The following is an 18,256-nucleotide window of genomic DNA, read 5'->3' on the forward strand; positions in this document are numbered from 1 at the left end:
CCCCACACGGGTTCCAGTCTGCCAATCAACGAGGTCGTGCGGTATGCAGCGATCTGCCTAGAGCGTGAATTCCTGGGGTTGGCCACACTGGTCGGCGATGAAGGAAGCGGCCGACGACGCCATCGCGCGGATCGAAACCAAGTTTGCCGCGCTGGTCGACGAAGTCGAGCGGCTGCGGGCGGATCGGTTGATGTTGGAGCGCGAACTCCATCGGGTTCGACGCGACCGAGACCGGCTTGCGGCCGAGCACGATCGCCTCGCTGCTCGACCGATCGAGGCCGAGACCAGCGTCGACGGCGCAACGTCCGAGCACCCCCGTCCACCGATGCCACCGACGGCCTCGACCGCCGCCGCACCGCCGTCGGATCTCACCGAACCGTCCGTTGATGGAAGGCGGGCCGAGCAGCAACGAGCACCGAGCGCGACCGTCGCGTCCGGTGTGAGCGACGCAGCCCTCAGCGACGCTGATTGGGAGCGACTCAGCGGCGGTGGTCCATCGTCACCTTCGTGACGGAATTCACGCGCGATGATTGCCGTTGGGCCTGGCGGCGACCGATGGTTGCCACCAGTTCGTCGAGTGCTGCGGGGGAGTGACCCGACACGAACGCGTCGCAGTAGGGCAGGGCGGCGGCCATCGAAGCGACCAGGGGTTCATAGCCGGGGGCGGCCAATCGGGGATTGGCCCACACCACCCGCTCGGCGAGACGGTGCAGCCGAGCCATTGACCGGGTGAGCGACTCGGGCGGGTCGGTGTCCCATCCGTCCGACACGATCACCACCACGGCGCCCCGGACGAACCCGCCCCAGCGAGGATGCCGCAGCAACATCGACAGACTCGTGGCGAGTCGGGTGCCGCTGAAGCGGTCACCGACCTCGTCCGACGCACGATCGATCGCCGTGACCGCCGAACCGTGGCGCAGCGCCGGCGTGATCCGGGTGAGCGTCGTGGCGAACGCGAACACCTCGGCGTGGCCGGCGACGGCGAGCGCCCGGGTGAGGTGGAGGTAGGCCTGGGCGAACGACTCCATCGACCCACTGACATCGACGAGCACCACGATGCGACGAGGTCCGTGCGTGGTCTCGGTGAAGTCGATCCGCAGCGGGTCGCCCCCGGTCCGTCGGGCTCGGCGCATGGTGCTGCGGAGTGCTGGTCGACGACCGGTCGATGACCGGCGGCGGCGACGGCTGCGGCGAGTCGGCACCTCGAGCATGGTCTCGAGCAAGCGGCCGACTCGCAGCAACTCGGCCTCGTCGAGAAGGTCGAAGGGCCGATTCGCGTCGAAGGCGGCGTCCGAGGGGCGACGTTCCGGCACCAGGATCGAGGTGGCGTCGTCATCGTCGGTGTCGCCGTCATCGACGATGGTCGGCAGTGTCGCCCATGGCAGACCGGCTCCGGTCGTCGCCTCGCCCTCTGCGGTCGTGCGCCGCCGATGCTCCTCATCGCCCGTGCTGGTGGCGCTGTCCCCCCGCTTGGCGAGATTGCGCAGGTCGTTCGCCGTGTCAAAGAGGGCATCGAACAGGGCGTCGAAGGTGGGGAGCTGGTCGCGGTGCGAGATGAAGCTCAGCCGGGTGATCCAGTAGAGGTCGTCCCGAGTGATCGGTCCCGCTGCCGCGAGTGCTTCGGCGCAGCGGACCGATGAGCTCAGGGGCGCAGCGATTCCCACGGAGCGGAGCCGTTTGGCGAAGGCGGCGACGAACGATGCTCGATTGACCCCGGTGAAGAGATCATTGATCCCAGCGGAGCTGGTCGCGGCGCGTGGGTTCGCGGCGGGAGTGTTCACGGTAGGGGTTCGGCACCTGCGTCGACGTGTGCTCGCATCGTCGCCAGATCGTCAGGTGTCTTGGCCAGTGCGCCGAGTGTGGCGAGGGTCGCGCTTCGGTCGAGCTCGCTGACGCCGAGCAGCTGCAAGGCCGATACCCAATCGATCGCCTCGGCGAGACCGGGTGCTTTGTCGAGCTCGAGGGCACGCACCTCGCCGACGAACGCCGTCGCCGCCCGGACGAGCGAGTCGGAGCTGCCGGCCACTCGTCGGCGCACGATGCCGGCTGCCGCATCGACGTCGGGGTAGTCGATCCAGTGATAGAAGCAGCGTCGCTTCAGGGCGTCGTGTAGCTCCCGACTCCGGTTCGACGTGAGGATCACGATCGGAGGGCGGTCGGCATGGACCGTGCCGAGTTCGGGAATGGTCACGCTCTGTTCCCCGAGGAACTCGAACAGCAGTGCCTCGAACTCGTCGTCGGCCCGATCGATCTCGTCGATGAGCAGCACGGGTGGACGAGGGCCGTCGTGGCGTAGCGCCTGGAGCAGCGGGCGGTCGAGGAGGAAGGAGGCGTCGAAGAGATCGGCCTCCGAGACGGCATCGCCGGTCGCCTCGGCCAGTCGGATCGACAGGAGCTGGCGAGGGTAGTTCCACTCGTAGAGCGCCTCGGAGGTGTCGATGCCCTCGTAGCACTGGAGCCGAATGAACCGAGTGTCGAGGGCCTGGGCGAGCGCTTTGGCCGCCGCCGTCTTGCCGACGCCGGGTTCCCCTTCGAGCAACACGGGCTGACCGAGCGACATCCCGAGGAACAGGGCCATGGCGAGGCCGTCGTCCACCAGGTAGTCGGCCGCGTCGAGCCGACGCCGCAGCTCACCCAGCGTCGGCAGTTCACCCAGCGTCGGCAGGGCGTCGGGCGTCGACAGTTCGTCTGGCATCGATTGTGCGTCCGGTGATGGCGAGACGTTGCCGTCGGCGTCGGTCATGGGGTTGCGGCGAGTTCCTCGGCGTGACGAGTTCGGCAGCCGGGGTTGCAGTACCAGTAGTCGACCTCGTCGTGTCGGAGGTGGGGCGTGGTGTCGATCACGGTCACCGTCATACCGCACATCGGGTCGATGGCCGTGGCCGGCCGTTGGATGTCGGCGGTCTTGGCCGGCTCGAGCCCCTCGAGCCGGATGGCTCGGATCACGTCGGCAAGGATCGAGACGGCGATCTCCTCGGCGGTGCGAGCCCCGATGTGCAGGCCGACCGGGGAGTGGACAACCGAACGCTCCGCCACCGACAGGCCGAGTTCGTCGAGCACGGCGGCCCCTCGAACCGAGCTGGCGACGAGGCCGATGAAGCCGACGCCTTCGTCGAGCGCCGCCCGGATCGAATCGTGTTCGAACCGGCCGTGGCTGGCAATGATCACCGCCGACGCACCACGAGGGTCGACGACGGCGTTCCCACTGGGCAGCACCTCGAAGCCGAGCTGGGGGCCAAGCGCCGACAGCGCCTCGGTGATCGGCGTGGCGCCGACGAGGCAGAGCCGGGGCGACGGCAGCTTGGGTTCGAGATACACCTCGATGGCGCCACCGGACAAGCATGGATTGACGACCGTCTGCGCGCCTGGGCTCTCCGGGAAGGCCACGCCGTCGTCGGGGAGAATCCGTAGCAGGACGGGCTCACCGGTGGCCAGCACATCGAGAGCAGTGGTTCGCACCGACTCCTCTGCGCACTGACCACCGATGAACCCCTCGATGCTGCCGTCCGCGGCGACGACGGCAGCATCCCCTGGGCGGGCAGAGGTCGGACACTGGGCTCGCACCACCGTCGCCTGCACGAACGGGCGTCGTTGCGAGATGAGCTCGGCGACTCGGTCGGCCACCTTGCGTGATGCGGTCATCGTGGGTCCTTCTGCTCCGGTGTGCCGATCAGATCGGCGGGGTGTGGTTGCCCTGCATGGCCTCCCAGACCCGTGACGGGGTGAGCGGCATGTCGGCGTGGCGGATGCCGAACGGCTTCAGGGCGTCGACCACGGCATTGACCACCGCCGGCGGTGAACCCACCGTGGCCGACTCGCCGATGCCCTTGGCCCCGATCGGGTGATGGGGCGACGGGGTGACCGTGTGACCGGTCTCCCAGTCGGGGACCTCCATCGCCGTGGGAATGAGGTAGTCCATCAGCGAGCCGGCGAGGCAGTTGCCGTCCTCGTCGAACGAGATCATCTCCATGAGTGCCATGCCGACCCCGTCGGTGAGACCGCCGTGCACCTGGCCCTCGATGATCATCGGATTGATCTGGGTGCCACAGTCGTCGACCGCAACGAAACGGCGGACCTTGACTTCGGCGGTCCCGGGGTCGACGTCGACCACGCAGATGTAGGCACCGAACGGGTAGGTGAGGTTGGACGGGTTGTAGCAGATCTGGGCCTCGAGCCCGCCCTCGATCCCCTCGGGCAGATCGCCTGCGCCGTGGGCTCGCATCGCGATGTCTTGGATCGTCACCGACTTCGAGGGATCGCCCTTCACATGGAAGGAGCCCTTGTCCCATTCGAGATCGGCGACCGACACCTCGAGCATGCCCGAGGCGATGATCTGCGCCTTGTCTCGCACCTTGCGGGTGACGAGCGCTGCTGCTGCACCCGACACGGGGGTGGAGCGCGACCCGTAGGTGCCGAGCCCGAACGGCGTGTTGTCGGTGTCGCCGTGGACGACCTCGATGTCTTCGGGCGGGATGCCGATCTCCTCGGCCACGATCTGGGCGAAGGTGGTCTCGTGGCCCTGACCCTGGGTCTTGACCGAGAGTCGCACCACGGCCTTGCCGGTCGGATGGATGCGGAGCTCGCACCCATCGGCCATGCCGAGTCCGAGGATGTCCATGTCCTTGCGGGGACCGGCGCCGACCGCCTCGGTGAAGAACGAGATGCCGATGCCCATGAGTTCGCCTCGTGCCCGCTTCTCCTCCTGCTCCCGACGAAGCTCGTCGTAGCCGATCATCGCCATGGCCTTGCGCATGGTGGGCTCGTAGTCGCCCGAGTCGTAGACCCAGCCGGTCTTGGTCTCGTAGGGGAACTGGTCGGGCTGGATGAAGTTCTTCAGCCGTAGCTCGGCCGGGTCCATGTCGAGTTCGTAGGCGAGGACGTCGACCATGCGCTCGACGAGGTAGACCGCCTCGGTGATCCGGAACGAGCAGGCGTAGGCGACACCACCCGGGGCCTTGTTGGTGTAGACCGCGTCCATGCTGGCATGGGCGGCCTCGAGGTCGTAGCTCCCGGTGAAGACGCCAAAGAAGCCTGCCGGATATTTGACCGGGGCGGCGACACCGTTGAAGGCGCCGTGGTCGGCCAGCACGCTCGTGCGCACCGCTCGGATCTTGCCGTCCTTCGACGCTGCGATCTCGCCCCGCATGATGTAGTCGCGAGCAAAGCCGGTGCTGACGAGATTCTCGGTGCGGTCCTCCATCCACTTGACCGGCTTGCCGATCACGAGCGACGCCACGATCGCGCACACGTAGCCGGGGTAGATCGGCACCTTGTTGCCGAAGCCGCCGCCGATGTCGGGGGCGATGATGCGGATCTTGTGCTCCGGCAGTCCGGCCACGAGGGCGTACACGGTCCGGTGGGCGTGCGGGGCCTGGGTGGTGCTCCACAGTGTCAGCTTCCCCGACACCCGCTCGTAGTCGGCGACGCAGCCGCAGGTCTCCATGGGTGCGGGGTGCACCCGGGGGTACACGATGTCCTCGCTGACCACGACCTCGGCGTCGGCGAAGACGGCCTCGGTCGCCGCGGCATCGCCGGTCTCCCAGTGGAAGCAGTGATTGTCGGTCTTGCCGTCGAGATCGTCGCGAATGATCGGTGACTCGGGAGCGAGCGCCTTGCGGACGTCGACAACCGGGTCGAGTCGTTCGTACTCGACGTCGATCAGTTCGAGAGCGTCTCGGGCCGAGTAGCGATCCTCGGCGACGACGAACGCCACCTCCTGGTGTTGGAAGCGGACCTTGTCGGTGGCGAGCACGGCCTGCACGTCGTTCGACAGTGTCGGCATCCAGGCGAGATTCTGCGCTGCCAGGTCGGCGCCGGTGATGACCGCCTTGACCTTGGGGTGCGCAGCTGCAGCTGAGGTGTCGATGCTGAGGATCTTGGCGTGGGCGTACGGTGACCGGAGGATGGCGAGGTGCAGCATCCCAGGCAGCTGGAGGTCGTCGACGAACTGGCCCATGCCCCGGACCAGCCGAGGATCCTCCTTTCGGAGCATCCGGCCGAAGCCGACCGGCTTGTGATCGTTGAGGTTGTCGTCGGGCGTGGGGACGAGGTTGTGCTCACTCGATGGTGACTCGGCGATGGTCATGCGCTTGCTCCGATGGTGACGCTGGATTCCTTGGCTGCTGTCCACTGGATCGAACGGACGATGGTCGCGTAGCCGGTACAGCGACAGATCTGGCCGCTGATCGCCTCGCGGATCTCGGCTTCGGTGGGCTGCGGGTTGTTGTCGAGCAAGGCCCGGGCGGTGAGCATCATGCCCGGGGTGCAGAACCCGCACTGGAGGCCGTGGCACTGCATGAAGCCCTCCTGGATCGGATCGAGCACGCCGTCGACTTCGAGGCCTTCGACCGTGCGGACCCGATGGCCGCCGGCCATGACGGCCAGCGTGGTGCAGCTCTTGACCGGCTCGTCGTCGATGAGGACCACGCAGGTGCCGCAGTTCGAGGTATCGCAACCCCAGTGGGTGCCGGTCAACCCGAGGTGGTCGCGAAGGAAGTGCACCAGCAGGGTGCGGGCTTCGACGTCACGAGTGACGTCCTCCCCATTGACGTTCATCGTCACGTTCATCACAGCGCTCCGTTGGCTCGGGCGACCGCCTTGCGCAGCGATCGAATGGTCAGTTCCTTGGCGAGATGGGTCTTGTAGGCCGCCGTGCCTCTGGTGTCGGTGCTCGGCGTGGCATGGTCGGCGGCGATCTGGCCGACCTGGGCGTAGAGCTCCTCGGACGGCTCCTGGCCCCGGAGGGCGTCGGTGATCGGGCCGATGTTGGTGAGGTTCGGTCCGACGGCGCAGAGCCCGACTCGTCCACCGGTGATCAGCCCGTTCTCGAGCGTCACCGAGGCGCCGGCCGACGCCACCGCCCAGTCGCCGGCTCGTCGTTCGACCTTGTGGTAGGCGCTCGACGAGTTGGCCACGATCGGAAAGCGAACTTCGGTGAGCATCTCGCCGTCACCGACGGCCGTTTCGTAGGGCCCCTGATGGAAGTCGTGCATCGGCAGCACTCGCTCGCCGGAGCTGCTGCGGATCACGCAGCTGGCGTCGAGCGTGTCGCAGACGGCCGACAGATCCTCGGCCGGGTCGGCCTGACACAGTGACCCGCCGAGTGTGCCGCGATTGCGCACCACCGGATCGGCGATCACCCGCTCGGCGTCACGGAAGATCGGGAAGACCGCCGCCAGCTGGTCGCTCTCGAGCAGCTGGCGGTGGCGGGTGAGTGCTCCGATCCGCACCTCGGTGTCGGTGAAGCGGATGTAGGCGAGTTCGTCGATCAGATCGTTGATGTCGATGATGTACTCGGGAGCGGCCATGCGCAGCTTCATCATCGGCAGCAGGCTGTGGCCGCCGGCAACGATGCGCGCCTCGTCGCCCAGCCGCTCCATCAGCGAGATGGCGTGGTCGACGCTGGTCGCCCGTTCGTACTCGAACGGTGCAGGTACCTGCATGTGTCCCCCTGTCCTCGTGCGCTCCGTCGGTGTGGCGGACGTCACTTTCGTTTCGACCATCGTCGTTCTCGGTCGCCGGGTCAACGTCGACTTCATCGATTGCTGAAGTGCTCTGGTCCGGCACCGATCCGTCTTCTACGTTGGGCGTCGTGACTCCCACCCAGCTGCGCACCTACGCCTCGATCGTGCGTCACGGATCATCGAAAGCGGCTGCGGCGGAACTCGACGTCTCCGAAGCGGCGGTATCGAACCATGTGGCGTCGCTGCGCAAGGAGCTCGATGACGAGCTGTTCCACCGGAGCGGCACCGGCCTGTCGTTCACTCCCGGCGGACTGCGGCTGGCCACTCGCGCCGTCGAGCTCCTCGGCTTGCAGGATCAGACGCGGCTCGAGGTCAAGGCGGCGGCCAGCGGACGTCGGGTGCTTCGTCTCGCGGTGTCGTCGCTCTTCGGTGAACTCTGCGCCCCGGGGCTGATCGAGCTGTTCTCCACTCGAGCCAAAGACCTCGACGTGGAGATGGCGGTGCACCCCGCCGGCGATGTCCCGGCGTTGCTCGCGTCGCGTGGTGCCGACATTGCGATCGGACCCAGCCTGCGAGCGGTCGACGGTCAGTTCGTCGCCACCGAGTTCCTCCGCTACACCCTCGTGGTCGTTGCGGCGCCGAACCACCGCTTCGCCGGGCGGCGGTTGACTCCCGGCGAGATGGCCGAGGCCACATGGTACCTGGGTCCATCGGCGGTCGAGGCCGGTGGGGTTGCCCACGCCATGCTCGCCAATCTCGCCATTCCCGAGGCCAGGCAGCGCATCTTCCAGAGTCACGCCGCCGCGCTCGACGAGGCCCGAGGCGGGCAGGGGCTGGCGGTCATGCCCGAGAACCGGGTCGCCAAGGAGATCGCCGCCGGCAGCCTGGTCCGGGTCGACGGCCCCGGCACCCAGGCGAGCGGCACCTGGTCGGCGCTCACCCTGCCGCGTGATCGAGGCGTCAGCCCCGCAGCCGCCGAACTGGCCCGCTTCGTGTCGACGCCCCGAGCCATCCAATCGATGCTCACCGGCTCGGGCGCCAACATCACCCACTTCCGCCCCAGCGTCCACGTCACCCTTTGGAGCTGAAACGGCTGCAACTTTGGAGAGTTGTTGCCGCCCAGAGGTGTCAGCTCGCCAAAGTTGCTGCGGGTTTTGGGGGTGAGGGAGTGCGCGGGCGGGGGTGGTCGAGACCGTACGATCACTCGGGTGATGGTCGAGACGAATCCCGTGGTCATTCGGATGTGGCGAGGCGATGCCGTCGAGTCGATCCATCGCGGTGCGTGGGTGGCAACCGACACCCAGGGCTCGGTGCTCGCATCAGTCGGTGATCCCTACCAGCTCACCTTTCCCCGGAGCGCCACGAAGGCGTTCCAGGCTCTCCCGCTGTTGCTCTCTGGCGCTGCCGAGGCGTTCGGTTTCGACGACGGCGACGTGGCGCTGGCGATGGCCTCCCACAGTGGTGAGTCGATGCATGTCGAGCGGGTGCTTGCCTCGCTCGAGCGCCTCGGTCTCACCGAAGATGCCCTGCAATGCGGCCCCCAGCAACCGATGGCCCCGTGGTCGACCGAGGGCAAGCGGCGGGCATCGATGAACTGTTCGGGCAAACACGTTGGCTTCCTTGCCGTCGCCCGCCAGCTCGATGCCGACCCTGCTGGCTACCTCGACCCCGACGGCGCCGTCCAGCAGGCCGTCTACGAGGCCACCAAGCGGATCACCGGCGCCGACGACGACGAGCTGTCGCTCGCCACCGATGGCTGCAGCGCTCCGACCTTCCGCATGCCGCTTGCTCGTCTGGCCCAGGGCATCGCCCGCATCGCCAACCCCGACGGCATTGATGACGACCTGGCCGCTGCGTGTCGCCGGATGACGACTGCCGCCGCCGCATACCCGGAGCTCATCGGTGGGTCCAAGCACCGCAGCGACACGGACCTCATACGAGTCACCGAGGGCCGGCTGTTCGCCAAGGTCGGGGCCGAGGCCGTGCTCGTCGTCGGCGAGGTCGGCGGCAACGCCGCGTACGCCATGAAGATCGACGACGGCGGCGAGCGCGCCATCGCTCCGTTCATGCTCGACGTGCTGGTGGCGGGCGGTCGGCTGTCGGCCGATGAGCGTGACCAGCTCACCGAGTGGAACAACCGGGACCGTTCGAACTGGGACGGTCTCGTGGTGGGCCGGGTCGACATCGTGGAGACCGCAACGAAAGGCCGCTGAACAGCGAGTCGAGATCAGGTAGCGTCGCTGCGATGCCCTCGATGATCGCGCCCCTGCGGCGCCCGGTGTTCCGCAGGATGGTGGCGTCGCAGTTCGCCGCCGAATCGGGCGACGGCGTCACCCTCGTCGCTCTGCCGCTCTACGTCTTCGAGCGCACCAACTCCGCACTCGCAACATCGCTGACCTTCACGGCCGAGCTGGTGGGTGGCGTCGTGCTCGGTGTCGTCGGCGGTGTGCTGGCCGACGCGCTCGATCGGCGACGCGTTCTCATGATCTCCGCCGCGATCCGTGGGCTGTTGCTGATGGCCGCCTTCGCCGTCGAGCCCATCGCGCTCGCCGTCGGCTTTGGTGTGCTGGCGCGAGCAATGGGGTCGGTCGACAATCCGTCGTTCGACGCTCTCGTTCCCGGCCAGGCCGAGGGCGACCTACAACAGGTCCTGGCCGTTCGGCGGTTGATCCAGGCGGTATCGATCACCGTTGGCCCTGCGCTCGGCGCCGTCGCCGTCGAGTTGGTCGGAGCGCGCTCTGCCATTCTGCTGAACGCCGCAGCATTCGCAATCTCGTTCTCGTTGATGGCGACGTTGCCCGGACTCGACAAGGGGCTGTCGGCCCGTCGGGCGTCGCGTGCGGGGCACACCGTCGGCGAACAGTTCGGCGAGATGCTCGGTGGGATGAGCGTGGTCGCCACAACCCGTGGGGTTCGCCGCCTGGTCACCTACAACGTGTTCGTGATGGCCACGGTCGCTGCCGTGATGGGGGCCGCCGTCATCTGGTACGAGGTCGACCTCGATGTGTCGGGATCATGGTTCGGTCTCGCCATTGCCGCCTACGGGGTCGGTGCTGCCGTCGGTATGGGTGCGTTCGGCGGCGTTCACTTCAAGCTCCCCCTGCCCCTGATCGTGCTCTGTGCGACGCCGATCTACGCCTTCTCCTCGGCGATCGGCGTGCTGTTCGAGGCACCGTGGCTGTTGCCCCTCGGCTGGCTGATCTGGGGCATCGCCCTCGGGCCGGAGTTGGTGCTCGGTGAGGTGACGATCGTCAGCAACGTGCCTGAGGAGAAGCTCGGCCGGGCCTTCGCCGGCATCGGGGTCGGGACGACGCTCGGCATGGCCGCGGGCTACGCCGTCGTCGGTCCGGCGCTGGAGGCGTACGGCGCCAAACCCACGATCCTCGTGACGTCGGTCTTGGTGTTCGTGCTCGGGATGAGCTGGATCGGGCCGGCGATCGACGTTCGTCGTGCCGGGTCCGACTCGTTCTGGGTGCTACCGGAGCACGACGGCACGGTGCCGGGAACGACGGTGTCGGGTACGACGGTGTCGGGAGAGGCAGCCAGCCTCGACGGCACCGATGATGTCGCTCAGAGCGGTGGGGCCACGTCGTCGTAGGGCTCGTCGTCCTCGACGGCGCGACGCCGGCTCATCACGTAGCCGGTGAGGCTGGCCAGTCCGATGGCCAAGGGGATCAGGAACAGTAGGGGTGACTGGGTCCACGAGTCGGCGTTCGACGAGGGAGGATCGAGCACGGCGGTGTCTTCGGTGGTGTCGGCGTCGCCAGTGGCCGCATCGGTGGTCGGTGGGGCCGTCGTGGGCGCCTCGGTCGTCGGGGTCGTGGTGGTGGGCGCCTCGGTGGTGTCGGTCGTCTCGGTCGTCGTGGCGCTCGCTCCCGAGCGAGCGGACGGTGCCGGCACGTCGGTTTGGCCCAGCTCGAACAGCACGCCGGTGCCGAAGACGCTGGGATCGTCGAACGATCGGTCGTCGGGATCGGTGTCGCTCCAGATCACCTTCAGGTCGCGGTCGGCGGTCGTCGCGCCGTTGGCGTGCACCTGGAAGCCGAGGCTCAGGCCGTGGGCCGGTTCGATCCACTCGGAGAAGTCGATGACTCCCTCGAGCCCCCAGCCGTCGGGCGTGGCGAACACGAAGCCCTCGACATCGAAGGTGTCGACGTTGGTGCCGCTGAGGGTGAGGGTGGTCGGATCAGTGTTGCCGATGTCGACGGCGCTGAACCGGACCTGGCCGATGCCCGGCCCGTAGGTCGTGGTGTCGATCGCATCGGTGGCGTTGAGGAACACCTCGATCGAGTCCTCGTTCCAGTAGTTCTCCTCGTGCTGGCCGGCGATGATCGACGCATCGGTGATGGTGGCCGAGACGAAGAGCCTCGAACCCTGCGCCGCAACGGACCACGTGAGCTCACCGGTGGTCGCGGGGTCGGCCGAGGGCGTCGGTCCGTCGGTCGAGACGATCGCTGGCACCTCGGCCCAGTCGTCGAGGTTGCCGTCGATTGTGATCCCGAGGTCTCCATCGGCGACCCACGGGAGGTAGACCGCCTCGCGTCCGACGGGAGCTGGCACCTGGTCGATGCCGTCGACGGCCCCGGCAGCTGACGGGGCAGCGACGAGTGCGCACACACCGATCGTCGCGGCGGTTGGACGCCAGAAGCGTCGCCGGAGTGTTGCTTCGCCGTGCTGCATGGTCGCTGCCTTCCCTCCCGCGGCGCGGAAGCTGTCGTCGATGCCGATCCCATGCTCGCACGACTTGCCCCCTGCGCAGTGAGCAGGTCTGCCCTCGAGCAGCGCCCGGCGGGCGGCAGATTGGGTGCTACGAACCTCGGAGTTCGGCGAGGCGGTCCTCGAGGAACTCGATCGCCTTGCGGTCGTTGGCGAGGATCACCTCATCGGCGGGGTGCAGGAACAGCGGTGCGGCCATGCGATGGCGAAGCGCGCCCGGTCCCGTCGGATTGGTGACCCGGTGCACGGTGGCGGGGTAGTAGCCATGACTGGCGAGCTCGAGCATCTCGCCGGCGTTGACGGCGAGCGACGACGGATCACAGGGCACGGGGAACCACTCGCCGTTCGCGCCCAGCAGTTCGAGTCCGGGCTCGTTCGATGAGGGGAGCACCGTGAGCAGGTTGATGTCCGTGTGGGCGGCCGCCCGCACGGCACCCTCGGGTTCCTCACCGGTCAATGGCGGGTAGCGCAGCATGCGCAGCAGTGATCGAGTCGAGCCGTCCATCATCGACGACAGCGGTTGGGAGAACCGGGCGGCCACCTCGGGTGGGGTGTTCGTCTCGACCCAGTCGAGGAGGGTGCGGGCGACGTCGGCGGCACGCAGGGCGTAGTCGAGCGCAGCGTTCGACACCTCGGCCGGGTACTTCCCCCATGGGTAGACGTGGAAGAACTCCTTCAGGTCCCGGATGGTGTTGCCCGATGCGGTCTCGGCCACGGTCGGCGGGAAGTAGCCGTCTTGCGAGCCCGGGTCGGGGGCGTAGTCGTACCGAGCCGGATGGTCGAAGAACGCGTTCCATTCCGCGAACAGCGCCTCGACCTCGGCCCAGTCGAGTGGATGATTGACCACGACGGCGAACCCCGTCTGCAGCAGGCTGTTGGTGAAGGCCTCGGGAGCATCGGGCGCGGTGAAGTCGACAACGGAGACATCCATCGCCCAAGTCTAGAAGCGTGCTCCTGCGCAACTTTGGTGCTGGGAGCCCCGTTTTGATGTTGCCCGCACCAAAGTTGCCCGAGAACGGTGTTGGGTCAGGGGGCGACGTTGCTCATCACGATGGTTCCGCTGGCGGCGAACATGCCGCCGACGCCGTGGGCGATGGAGATCTCTGCACCTTTGACTTGTGCGGGTGCGATCCCTCGCATCTGGCGGACGCTCTCCTGAAGGGCATACATGCCGTACATCCCCGAGTGCATGTAGGACAGCCCGCCGCCGTTGGTGTTGAGCGGGAGCTCGCCGCCGATGGCGGTCTTGCGGTCCCAGATGTAGTCAGCGCCCTCGCCGCGGCCGACGAAGCCGAGGTCTTCGAGTCCGTAGATCGGCAGGTGGGCGAAGGCGTCGTAGATCATCAGGTGATCGACGTCGGCATGGGTGATCCCGGCCTCGGCGAAGGCCTTGGTCCCAGCGACCCGGAAGGCCTTCGACGAAGTGAAGTCTTCCATCTGGGAGATCATCGGGGTCTCGACGCTCTCGCCGGTGCCGAGCACGTACACCGGCTTCTGGGGGAAGTCGTTGGCCCGCTCGGCCGAGGTGAGGACCAGTGCCCCGCCGCCGTCGGTCACCAGGCAACACATCAGCTTGGTGAACGGTGTGGCGATCATGGTCGACTCGAGCACGTCGTCGACCGAGATGGGATCACGGAAGCTGGCACGGGGGTTGAGTGCCGCCCATTCCCGCTGGACCACGGCCACGTTGGCGAGCTTCTCGATGCCGACGCCGTAGTCCTTCGCGTAGCGCAGCCACGGAATGGTGAAGCGGGTAGGTGGCCCGCCCGGCCCGAACGGGCTCTCGAATTGGCCGCCGAGGCTTGACGGGTCCATCGACCAGCGCCCGGCGCCGATCCGGCTGCGGCCACTTTCGGCATGGGTGACGAGGATGGTGTCGGCCAGCCCCTCGTTGATCGCCGCCGCCGCGTGGCGGACGTGGAGCATGAACGAGCAGCCGCCGACTGCGGTGCCGTCGACCCAGGTGGGGGTGATGCCGAGATAGTGGGCGACGTCGGTGGGGCTGGTGCCGGCGGTGGCGACGCCGTCGACGTCTTGCGGGGTGAGCCCACAGTCGGCGAGCGCGTTGAGCGCAGCATCGGCATGGAGGCCAATGACCGACTGGTCGGGGATCTTGCCGAGCTTGGTGGTTTCCGCTGCGCCGACGATGGCGACCGACTTCTGCTTCATGCTGCGTCTCCGGTGTTGCTGCTGTCTCCGGTGGTCTCGCTGGTCTCGGTGGCGCCTGATGCCGGTCGGAACAGGGGAAGGGTGGCGGCGTGTCTGCCGTCGGAGCTGACGAACGCGGCGTACGTGGCCTCGAGCGCCATATCGAGGACGAGCGCCTCCTCGGTCTGGTCGCAGTCGACGATGTTGGTCATCAGTCGGGGGCCCTCGGCCAGTTCGACCACGGCGATGGCCACCGGACCGTCGAACCCCGGGCCGGGACGCTGATTGATCACGTAGCTGTGCAGGGTTGCCTCGCCTGATGCCTCGAACACCGAAACACTCCGGCACCCGCAGGCCGGGCAGAACGGACGGGGAGGGAAGTAGGCCTTGGCGCAGTCGTCACACCGTTGCAGGAGCAGGGTGTGGTTGGCGGTGCCCTCCCAGAAGTGCGCCGTCTCGGGAGTCGGCACGGGGAGCGGGCGCTGCGTTGGCTGTGGGGCGTCGGTTGCAGTCACGCCCTGCATCCTGCTTGCCCGCCTCGGCCTGCGCAAAGCGACCGCCGTCGACCCCGCTCGTTCTCGAGACCCAGAGCGACACCCACCCCCGTTCTCGAGACTCAGAGCGACCGTTCTGTCGCACCTCGTCTCGAGTTCGGTGGGTGGTGTCGCTGTGGCACTCAGGTTGCGACGGGGAGGCGGTCCCAGATCGAGTGAATGGCGTCGAGGGTGGACCCGCCATCGTCTCGCACCCGGTGCAGTGTCTCGTCGGCCGTGAGCTCGATGGCCAGATCAGCAAGCGTTGGGATGTGGCGGTGAGCGTGCTCCATCACCGTGGTGCCCGTGACGGTGGTCGCCTGTGCCTGGAGGGGGAGCACTCGGGCGAACGCAGCCAGCGGCGACGTGAGCGGACCGATCGACTCGTGCTTGTTGCGTGCCGAATACGGGTGGTGGTCCCACAGGTCGTGAATGCCGGCGAAGAACTCGTCGTCGGCGGCATGGAACACCCGCTCGACATGGAGGAAGACCGCCGTGCCCGCGCACATCAAACACGGTTCGAGGGTGGTGTAGAGGTCGAGCCCATCGGCCTTGAACCGGTCGAGCGAGGCGAACGCATTCATCTCGGCGTGGGCCATGAAATTGCCCGACAACATCCGTGGCTCGGCGACCGGCTGGTTGACCCGATTGCGTCCGGCGGCGACGATCGCCTCGGTGACCGGATCGACCAGCGCGGCGCCGATCCCGAGATTGCCGCTGCACCAGGACGTCCACGCCTCGTCGAAGGCCCGTCGCCATCCGGGCGCGAGCCCCTCCCATGTGTCGGCCGCCGTGTCGTGCATGACGACATCATGGCCGAGATCAGGCCGGGTCCGCTCGGGCTGGGCGGGGGAGTGGCACACGAGTAGGGTCCGCTGGCATGCGCTTCTCTCACTGGATCAGCAACGGCATCGACTGGAACGAGATCGTGCGATCGGGGGTGAGGGCCGAGGAGACCGGCTGGGATGGCCTCTGGTTCGCCGATCATTTCATGCCCTTTCAGGGTGATCCCGACGGTCCCATCCACGAGGCGTGGTCGGTGCTCGCTGCACTCGGGCAGGCGACCAGCACGGTCCGGCTCGGGCCGCTGGTGTGCGGCAACACCTACCGCAACCCGGCCGTGCTGCTGAAGACGGCCGTCACCACCGACCACATTGCCGGCGGTCGAGTCGTGCTGGGTCTGGGTTCGGGGTGGCAGGAGAACGAGCACATCGCCTACGGCATCCCGTTCGGTACGTTCACCGATCGGTTCGCGAAGCTCGAAGAGGCGCTGCAGATCATCCGGGGGCTGCGCGACGGTCAGCGTTTCGACCTCGCGGGCCAGCACTACACGATGGTCGATGCGCCGCTGTCGCCCAAGCCGGTTGGCGACCTGCCGATCCTGCTCGGCGGTGGCGGCGAGAAGAAGACGCTCCGCCTCGTCGCCCAGTACGCCGAGGAGTGGAATGTCTGGTCGACGCCCGAGATCATGGCGCAGAAGGCGGGCGTGCTGAATGAGCACTGCGAGCGCCTCGACCGCGACCCGGCAAGCGTGCAGCGGTCGTCGGTGGCGCTGGTCTTCCTCACCGACACCGAAGAGGAAGCGGCGAAGCTGCTCGCCAATCCGATGCAGCGAGCGTCGGTGATCGGCACGGCGGCGCAGCTGCAGGAGCAGATGGCGGCCTACGTCGAGGCCGGGGTGAACGAGTTCATCGTTCCCGACTTCACGCTCGGCACCGGCAACAAGAAGGACGAACTGCTCGACCGATTCCTCGCCGAGGTGGCGGCCCCGTTCCGGGACTGATCCTGACGACCGTGCGGGGGCTCTATCGACGATCGTCCCAACTCGTCGCACTATGTTGCGGCGATGCAGTTGCTCCGGTCGGTGCTCACGGTTGTCCTCCTCGCCACGACACTGGTCGTCGCCGGCGAGTCCGTTCCGGCCGGTGCGGTCACCCAGCCGAGCTGTACGTCCGCGCCCGGCCTGTCGGCCTCGACCATTCGGCTCTCGGGCGTACCCGACAACACACTGGTCGAGGTGTTCGTCGACGGTGCGCTGATCGAAGCATTCGGAGTGAGTGGCGGCCGATCGGACGTTGGCATTCCCGCCGAGGACACCGAACCGCATGCGGTCACCGTCCGCCTCGACGCCGATCCGCAGCGGATCGTCGACTGTGGACCAGTCGCGGCGCTTCCGGCGTTCCCTTCCGACATCGCCACGTGCTCGATCGAGGGCGTGGTCGACGGCGCGCCCCGGATTCCCTACTCCTTCTCAGCGGTATCGACCCCAGTGCTCGTCCGCAACGGACAGGTGATCGCCACTCGTGATGACCTGGGCACGTACGTCGATCTCTCGGCGATGCCGTCGACGAAGTATCGCTACGCGCTTCGGTTCGTCGGCGCTCAGCCAACACTCGAGATCCCGTGTGGCACGGTGACCACCCCGGCCCGGACCACGGCGCAACGGCTGGCGACGTCCCGGTACTTTGAGTCGATCCGCCTCGCGCCATACGTCTATCTCAATATGCGGCCAACGTGTCCGGGCTGCGACGAGCCGTTCGAGCTGTATTCGGCGGTGAGCGGTTCGTCGCTGACACCTCCGGTAGAGGACTGTGACTTCACCGACCTCAGCTGCTTCCCCGACTATGTCTTCGACCCGCCCCTCGAGATGCAGGGATCTCTTCCGATCGGCCATCCCGGGGTCTATCCACCGCGAGCTCTCGGGCGGGCGCTGGCTGCCGCCATCAGTGCTGGGAAGCAGGTCGAGCTCACGACCGACGGCTTCGGCCTCATCTCATCTTGGTCGATCGACGGCTACGGCGCCGAGATCGCATGCGTGGACTTCGACAGTCGTCCCCCGGACTTCGGTGACACTGCATGCGATCTGTTCGGCCAGACCGCTCTCGTTCGCGACGCCCCAGATCTGCTCGGCATTCTCTATGCCCACGACTCGCCGGGGGTCGCTCGGGGCATCTTGCGGTTGTATGACGCCTACTTTGGGCGTACTCCCGACGTTGCCGGGGCCCGCTATTGGGTCGACCTGGCTGCCCAGGGACTGGCGCCGACCGCCATTGCCGACCTCTTCGTTGCGAGCAGGGAGTCGGAGCTGTCATGGGAGGCCGAGTCCACCTCGGCCTTCGTCGATCGCATCTACGACAACGTGTTCGGTCGACCCCCCGACGCCGCCGGCGCCGCCTATTGGACCGCCTTGATCGATGACGGACTCAGCCGAGGTCAGGTGATCTGGTGGTTCGCCCAGAGCACCGAGTTCCGCCGCCAGCACCCGTATTCACCCTCGCTCCTGAGCGATGACGGCCGATCGTTCCTCGGCGGCTGAGGTCGCCGACCGGTGGCCGCCCAAGGCGGCGTCCGATCAGTTGCGCTTGACTCAGTTGCAGTCGCCTCAGCTGCGGTCGG

General features: G+C 67.5%; 17 protein-coding genes. 6 read left to right on the forward strand and 11 right to left on the reverse strand.

Annotated features, from left to right (window positions below; translation table 11 throughout):
* Window positions 1–97: 97 nt before the first annotated feature.
* Window positions 98–511, forward strand: a complete 414-nt coding sequence (locus R2733_15405) for a hypothetical protein (GenBank protein MEZ5377893.1) — start codon at window positions 98–100, stop codon at window positions 509–511.
* Here R2733_15405 and R2733_15410 read toward each other — a convergent pair.
* From R2733_15410 to R2733_15435, 6 genes are read right to left on the reverse strand one after another with little or no spacing between them, the layout of a single operon-like run.
* Entirely contained in the window at window positions 480–1,781 is a 1,302-nt protein-coding gene (locus R2733_15410; protein ID MEZ5377894.1) for a VWA domain-containing protein, read from the reverse strand. The two genes, R2733_15405 and R2733_15410, sit on opposite strands and share 32 nt — an antisense overlap.
* A complete protein-coding gene (locus R2733_15415; GenBank protein MEZ5377895.1) occupies window positions 1,778–2,695 on the reverse strand; it encodes a MoxR family ATPase in 918 nt (305 codons plus the stop codon). The genes R2733_15410 and R2733_15415 overlap by 4 nt, the downstream gene beginning before the upstream one ends.
* Before the next feature lie 44 nt (window positions 2,696–2,739).
* Window positions 2,740–3,642 (reverse strand): XdhC family protein, encoded by a 903-nt coding sequence (locus tag R2733_15420; protein MEZ5377896.1) that lies wholly within the window; start codon window positions 3,640–3,642, stop codon window positions 2,740–2,742.
* A 28-nt stretch (window positions 3,643–3,670) separates the two neighbouring features.
* Window positions 3,671–6,085, reverse strand: coding sequence for an aerobic carbon-monoxide dehydrogenase large subunit (locus tag R2733_15425; GenBank protein ID MEZ5377897.1), 2,415 nt, complete (start codon window positions 6,083–6,085; stop codon window positions 3,671–3,673).
* Window positions 6,082–6,555 carry a (2Fe-2S)-binding protein gene (locus R2733_15430; protein MEZ5377898.1) on the reverse strand — a complete coding sequence of 158 codons (474 nt, stop codon included), beginning with the start codon at window positions 6,553–6,555 and terminating at the stop codon, window positions 6,082–6,084. Before R2733_15430 ends, R2733_15425 begins: the two co-directional genes overlap by 4 nt.
* Window positions 6,556–6,566: 11 nt before the next feature.
* Window positions 6,567–7,442, reverse strand: a complete 876-nt coding sequence (locus tag R2733_15435; protein MEZ5377899.1) for a xanthine dehydrogenase family protein subunit M — start codon at window positions 7,440–7,442, stop codon at window positions 6,567–6,569.
* 149 nt (window positions 7,443–7,591) lie between these two features.
* On the opposite strand from R2733_15435, the gene R2733_15440 reads away from it, so the two are divergent.
* The 3 genes from R2733_15440 to R2733_15450 all read left to right on the forward strand — a co-directional run bounded on the left by R2733_15440 (window position 7,592) and on the right by R2733_15450 (window position 11,061).
* Complete coding sequence (locus tag R2733_15440; protein MEZ5377900.1) at window positions 7,592–8,551, forward strand: LysR family transcriptional regulator; 960 nt, start codon at window positions 7,592–7,594, stop codon at window positions 8,549–8,551.
* Between the two features lie 123 nt (window positions 8,552–8,674).
* On the forward strand, window positions 8,675–9,676 hold the full coding sequence (locus tag R2733_15445; GenBank protein MEZ5377901.1) for an asparaginase: 1,002 nt from the start codon (window positions 8,675–8,677) through the stop codon (window positions 9,674–9,676).
* Window positions 9,677–9,708: 32 nt separating this feature from the next.
* Window positions 9,709–11,061, forward strand: coding sequence for an MFS transporter (locus tag R2733_15450; protein MEZ5377902.1), 1,353 nt, complete (start codon window positions 9,709–9,711; stop codon window positions 11,059–11,061).
* On the opposite strand, the gene R2733_15455 is transcribed toward R2733_15450, so the two are convergent.
* The 5 genes from R2733_15455 to R2733_15475 all read right to left on the reverse strand — a co-directional run bounded on the left by R2733_15455 (window position 11,034) and on the right by R2733_15475 (window position 15,663).
* On the reverse strand, window positions 11,034–12,143 hold the full coding sequence (locus R2733_15455; GenBank protein MEZ5377903.1) for a sugar-binding protein: 1,110 nt from the start codon (window positions 12,141–12,143) through the stop codon (window positions 11,034–11,036). The genes R2733_15450 and R2733_15455 overlap by 28 nt on opposite strands.
* A gap of 127 nt (window positions 12,144–12,270) precedes the next feature.
* A complete protein-coding gene (locus R2733_15460) occupies window positions 12,271–13,110 on the reverse strand; it encodes a 2OG-Fe(II) oxygenase family protein (protein MEZ5377904.1) in 840 nt (279 codons plus the stop codon).
* Window positions 13,111–13,205: 95 nt separating this feature from the next.
* Window positions 13,206–14,348: a hypothetical protein gene (locus tag R2733_15465; protein ID MEZ5377905.1), complete on the reverse strand. Its 1,143-nt coding sequence runs from the start codon at window positions 14,346–14,348 to the stop codon at window positions 13,206–13,208.
* Complete coding sequence (locus tag R2733_15470) at window positions 14,345–14,842, reverse strand: OB-fold domain-containing protein (protein MEZ5377906.1); 498 nt, start codon at window positions 14,840–14,842, stop codon at window positions 14,345–14,347. The genes R2733_15465 and R2733_15470 overlap by 4 nt, the downstream gene beginning before the upstream one ends.
* Before the next feature lie 161 nt (window positions 14,843–15,003).
* A complete protein-coding gene (locus tag R2733_15475) occupies window positions 15,004–15,663 on the reverse strand; it encodes a nucleoside deaminase (GenBank protein ID MEZ5377907.1) in 660 nt (219 codons plus the stop codon).
* Between the two features lie 77 nt (window positions 15,664–15,740).
* Here R2733_15475 and R2733_15480 point away from each other — a divergent pair, with 77 nt between their 5' ends.
* Window positions 15,741–16,643: a TIGR03560 family F420-dependent LLM class oxidoreductase gene (locus R2733_15480; protein ID MEZ5377908.1), complete on the forward strand. Its 903-nt coding sequence runs from the start codon at window positions 15,741–15,743 to the stop codon at window positions 16,641–16,643.
* A 63-nt stretch (window positions 16,644–16,706) separates the two neighbouring features.
* Window positions 16,707–18,176 (forward strand): DUF4214 domain-containing protein, encoded by a 1,470-nt coding sequence (locus R2733_15485; protein MEZ5377909.1) that lies wholly within the window; start codon window positions 16,707–16,709, stop codon window positions 18,174–18,176.
* Window positions 18,177–18,256: the final 80 nt, after the last annotated feature.

The organism is Acidimicrobiales bacterium (assembly GCA_041394265.1).
Classification (GTDB): Bacteria; Actinomycetota; Acidimicrobiia; order Acidimicrobiales; family SZUA-35; genus JBBQUN01.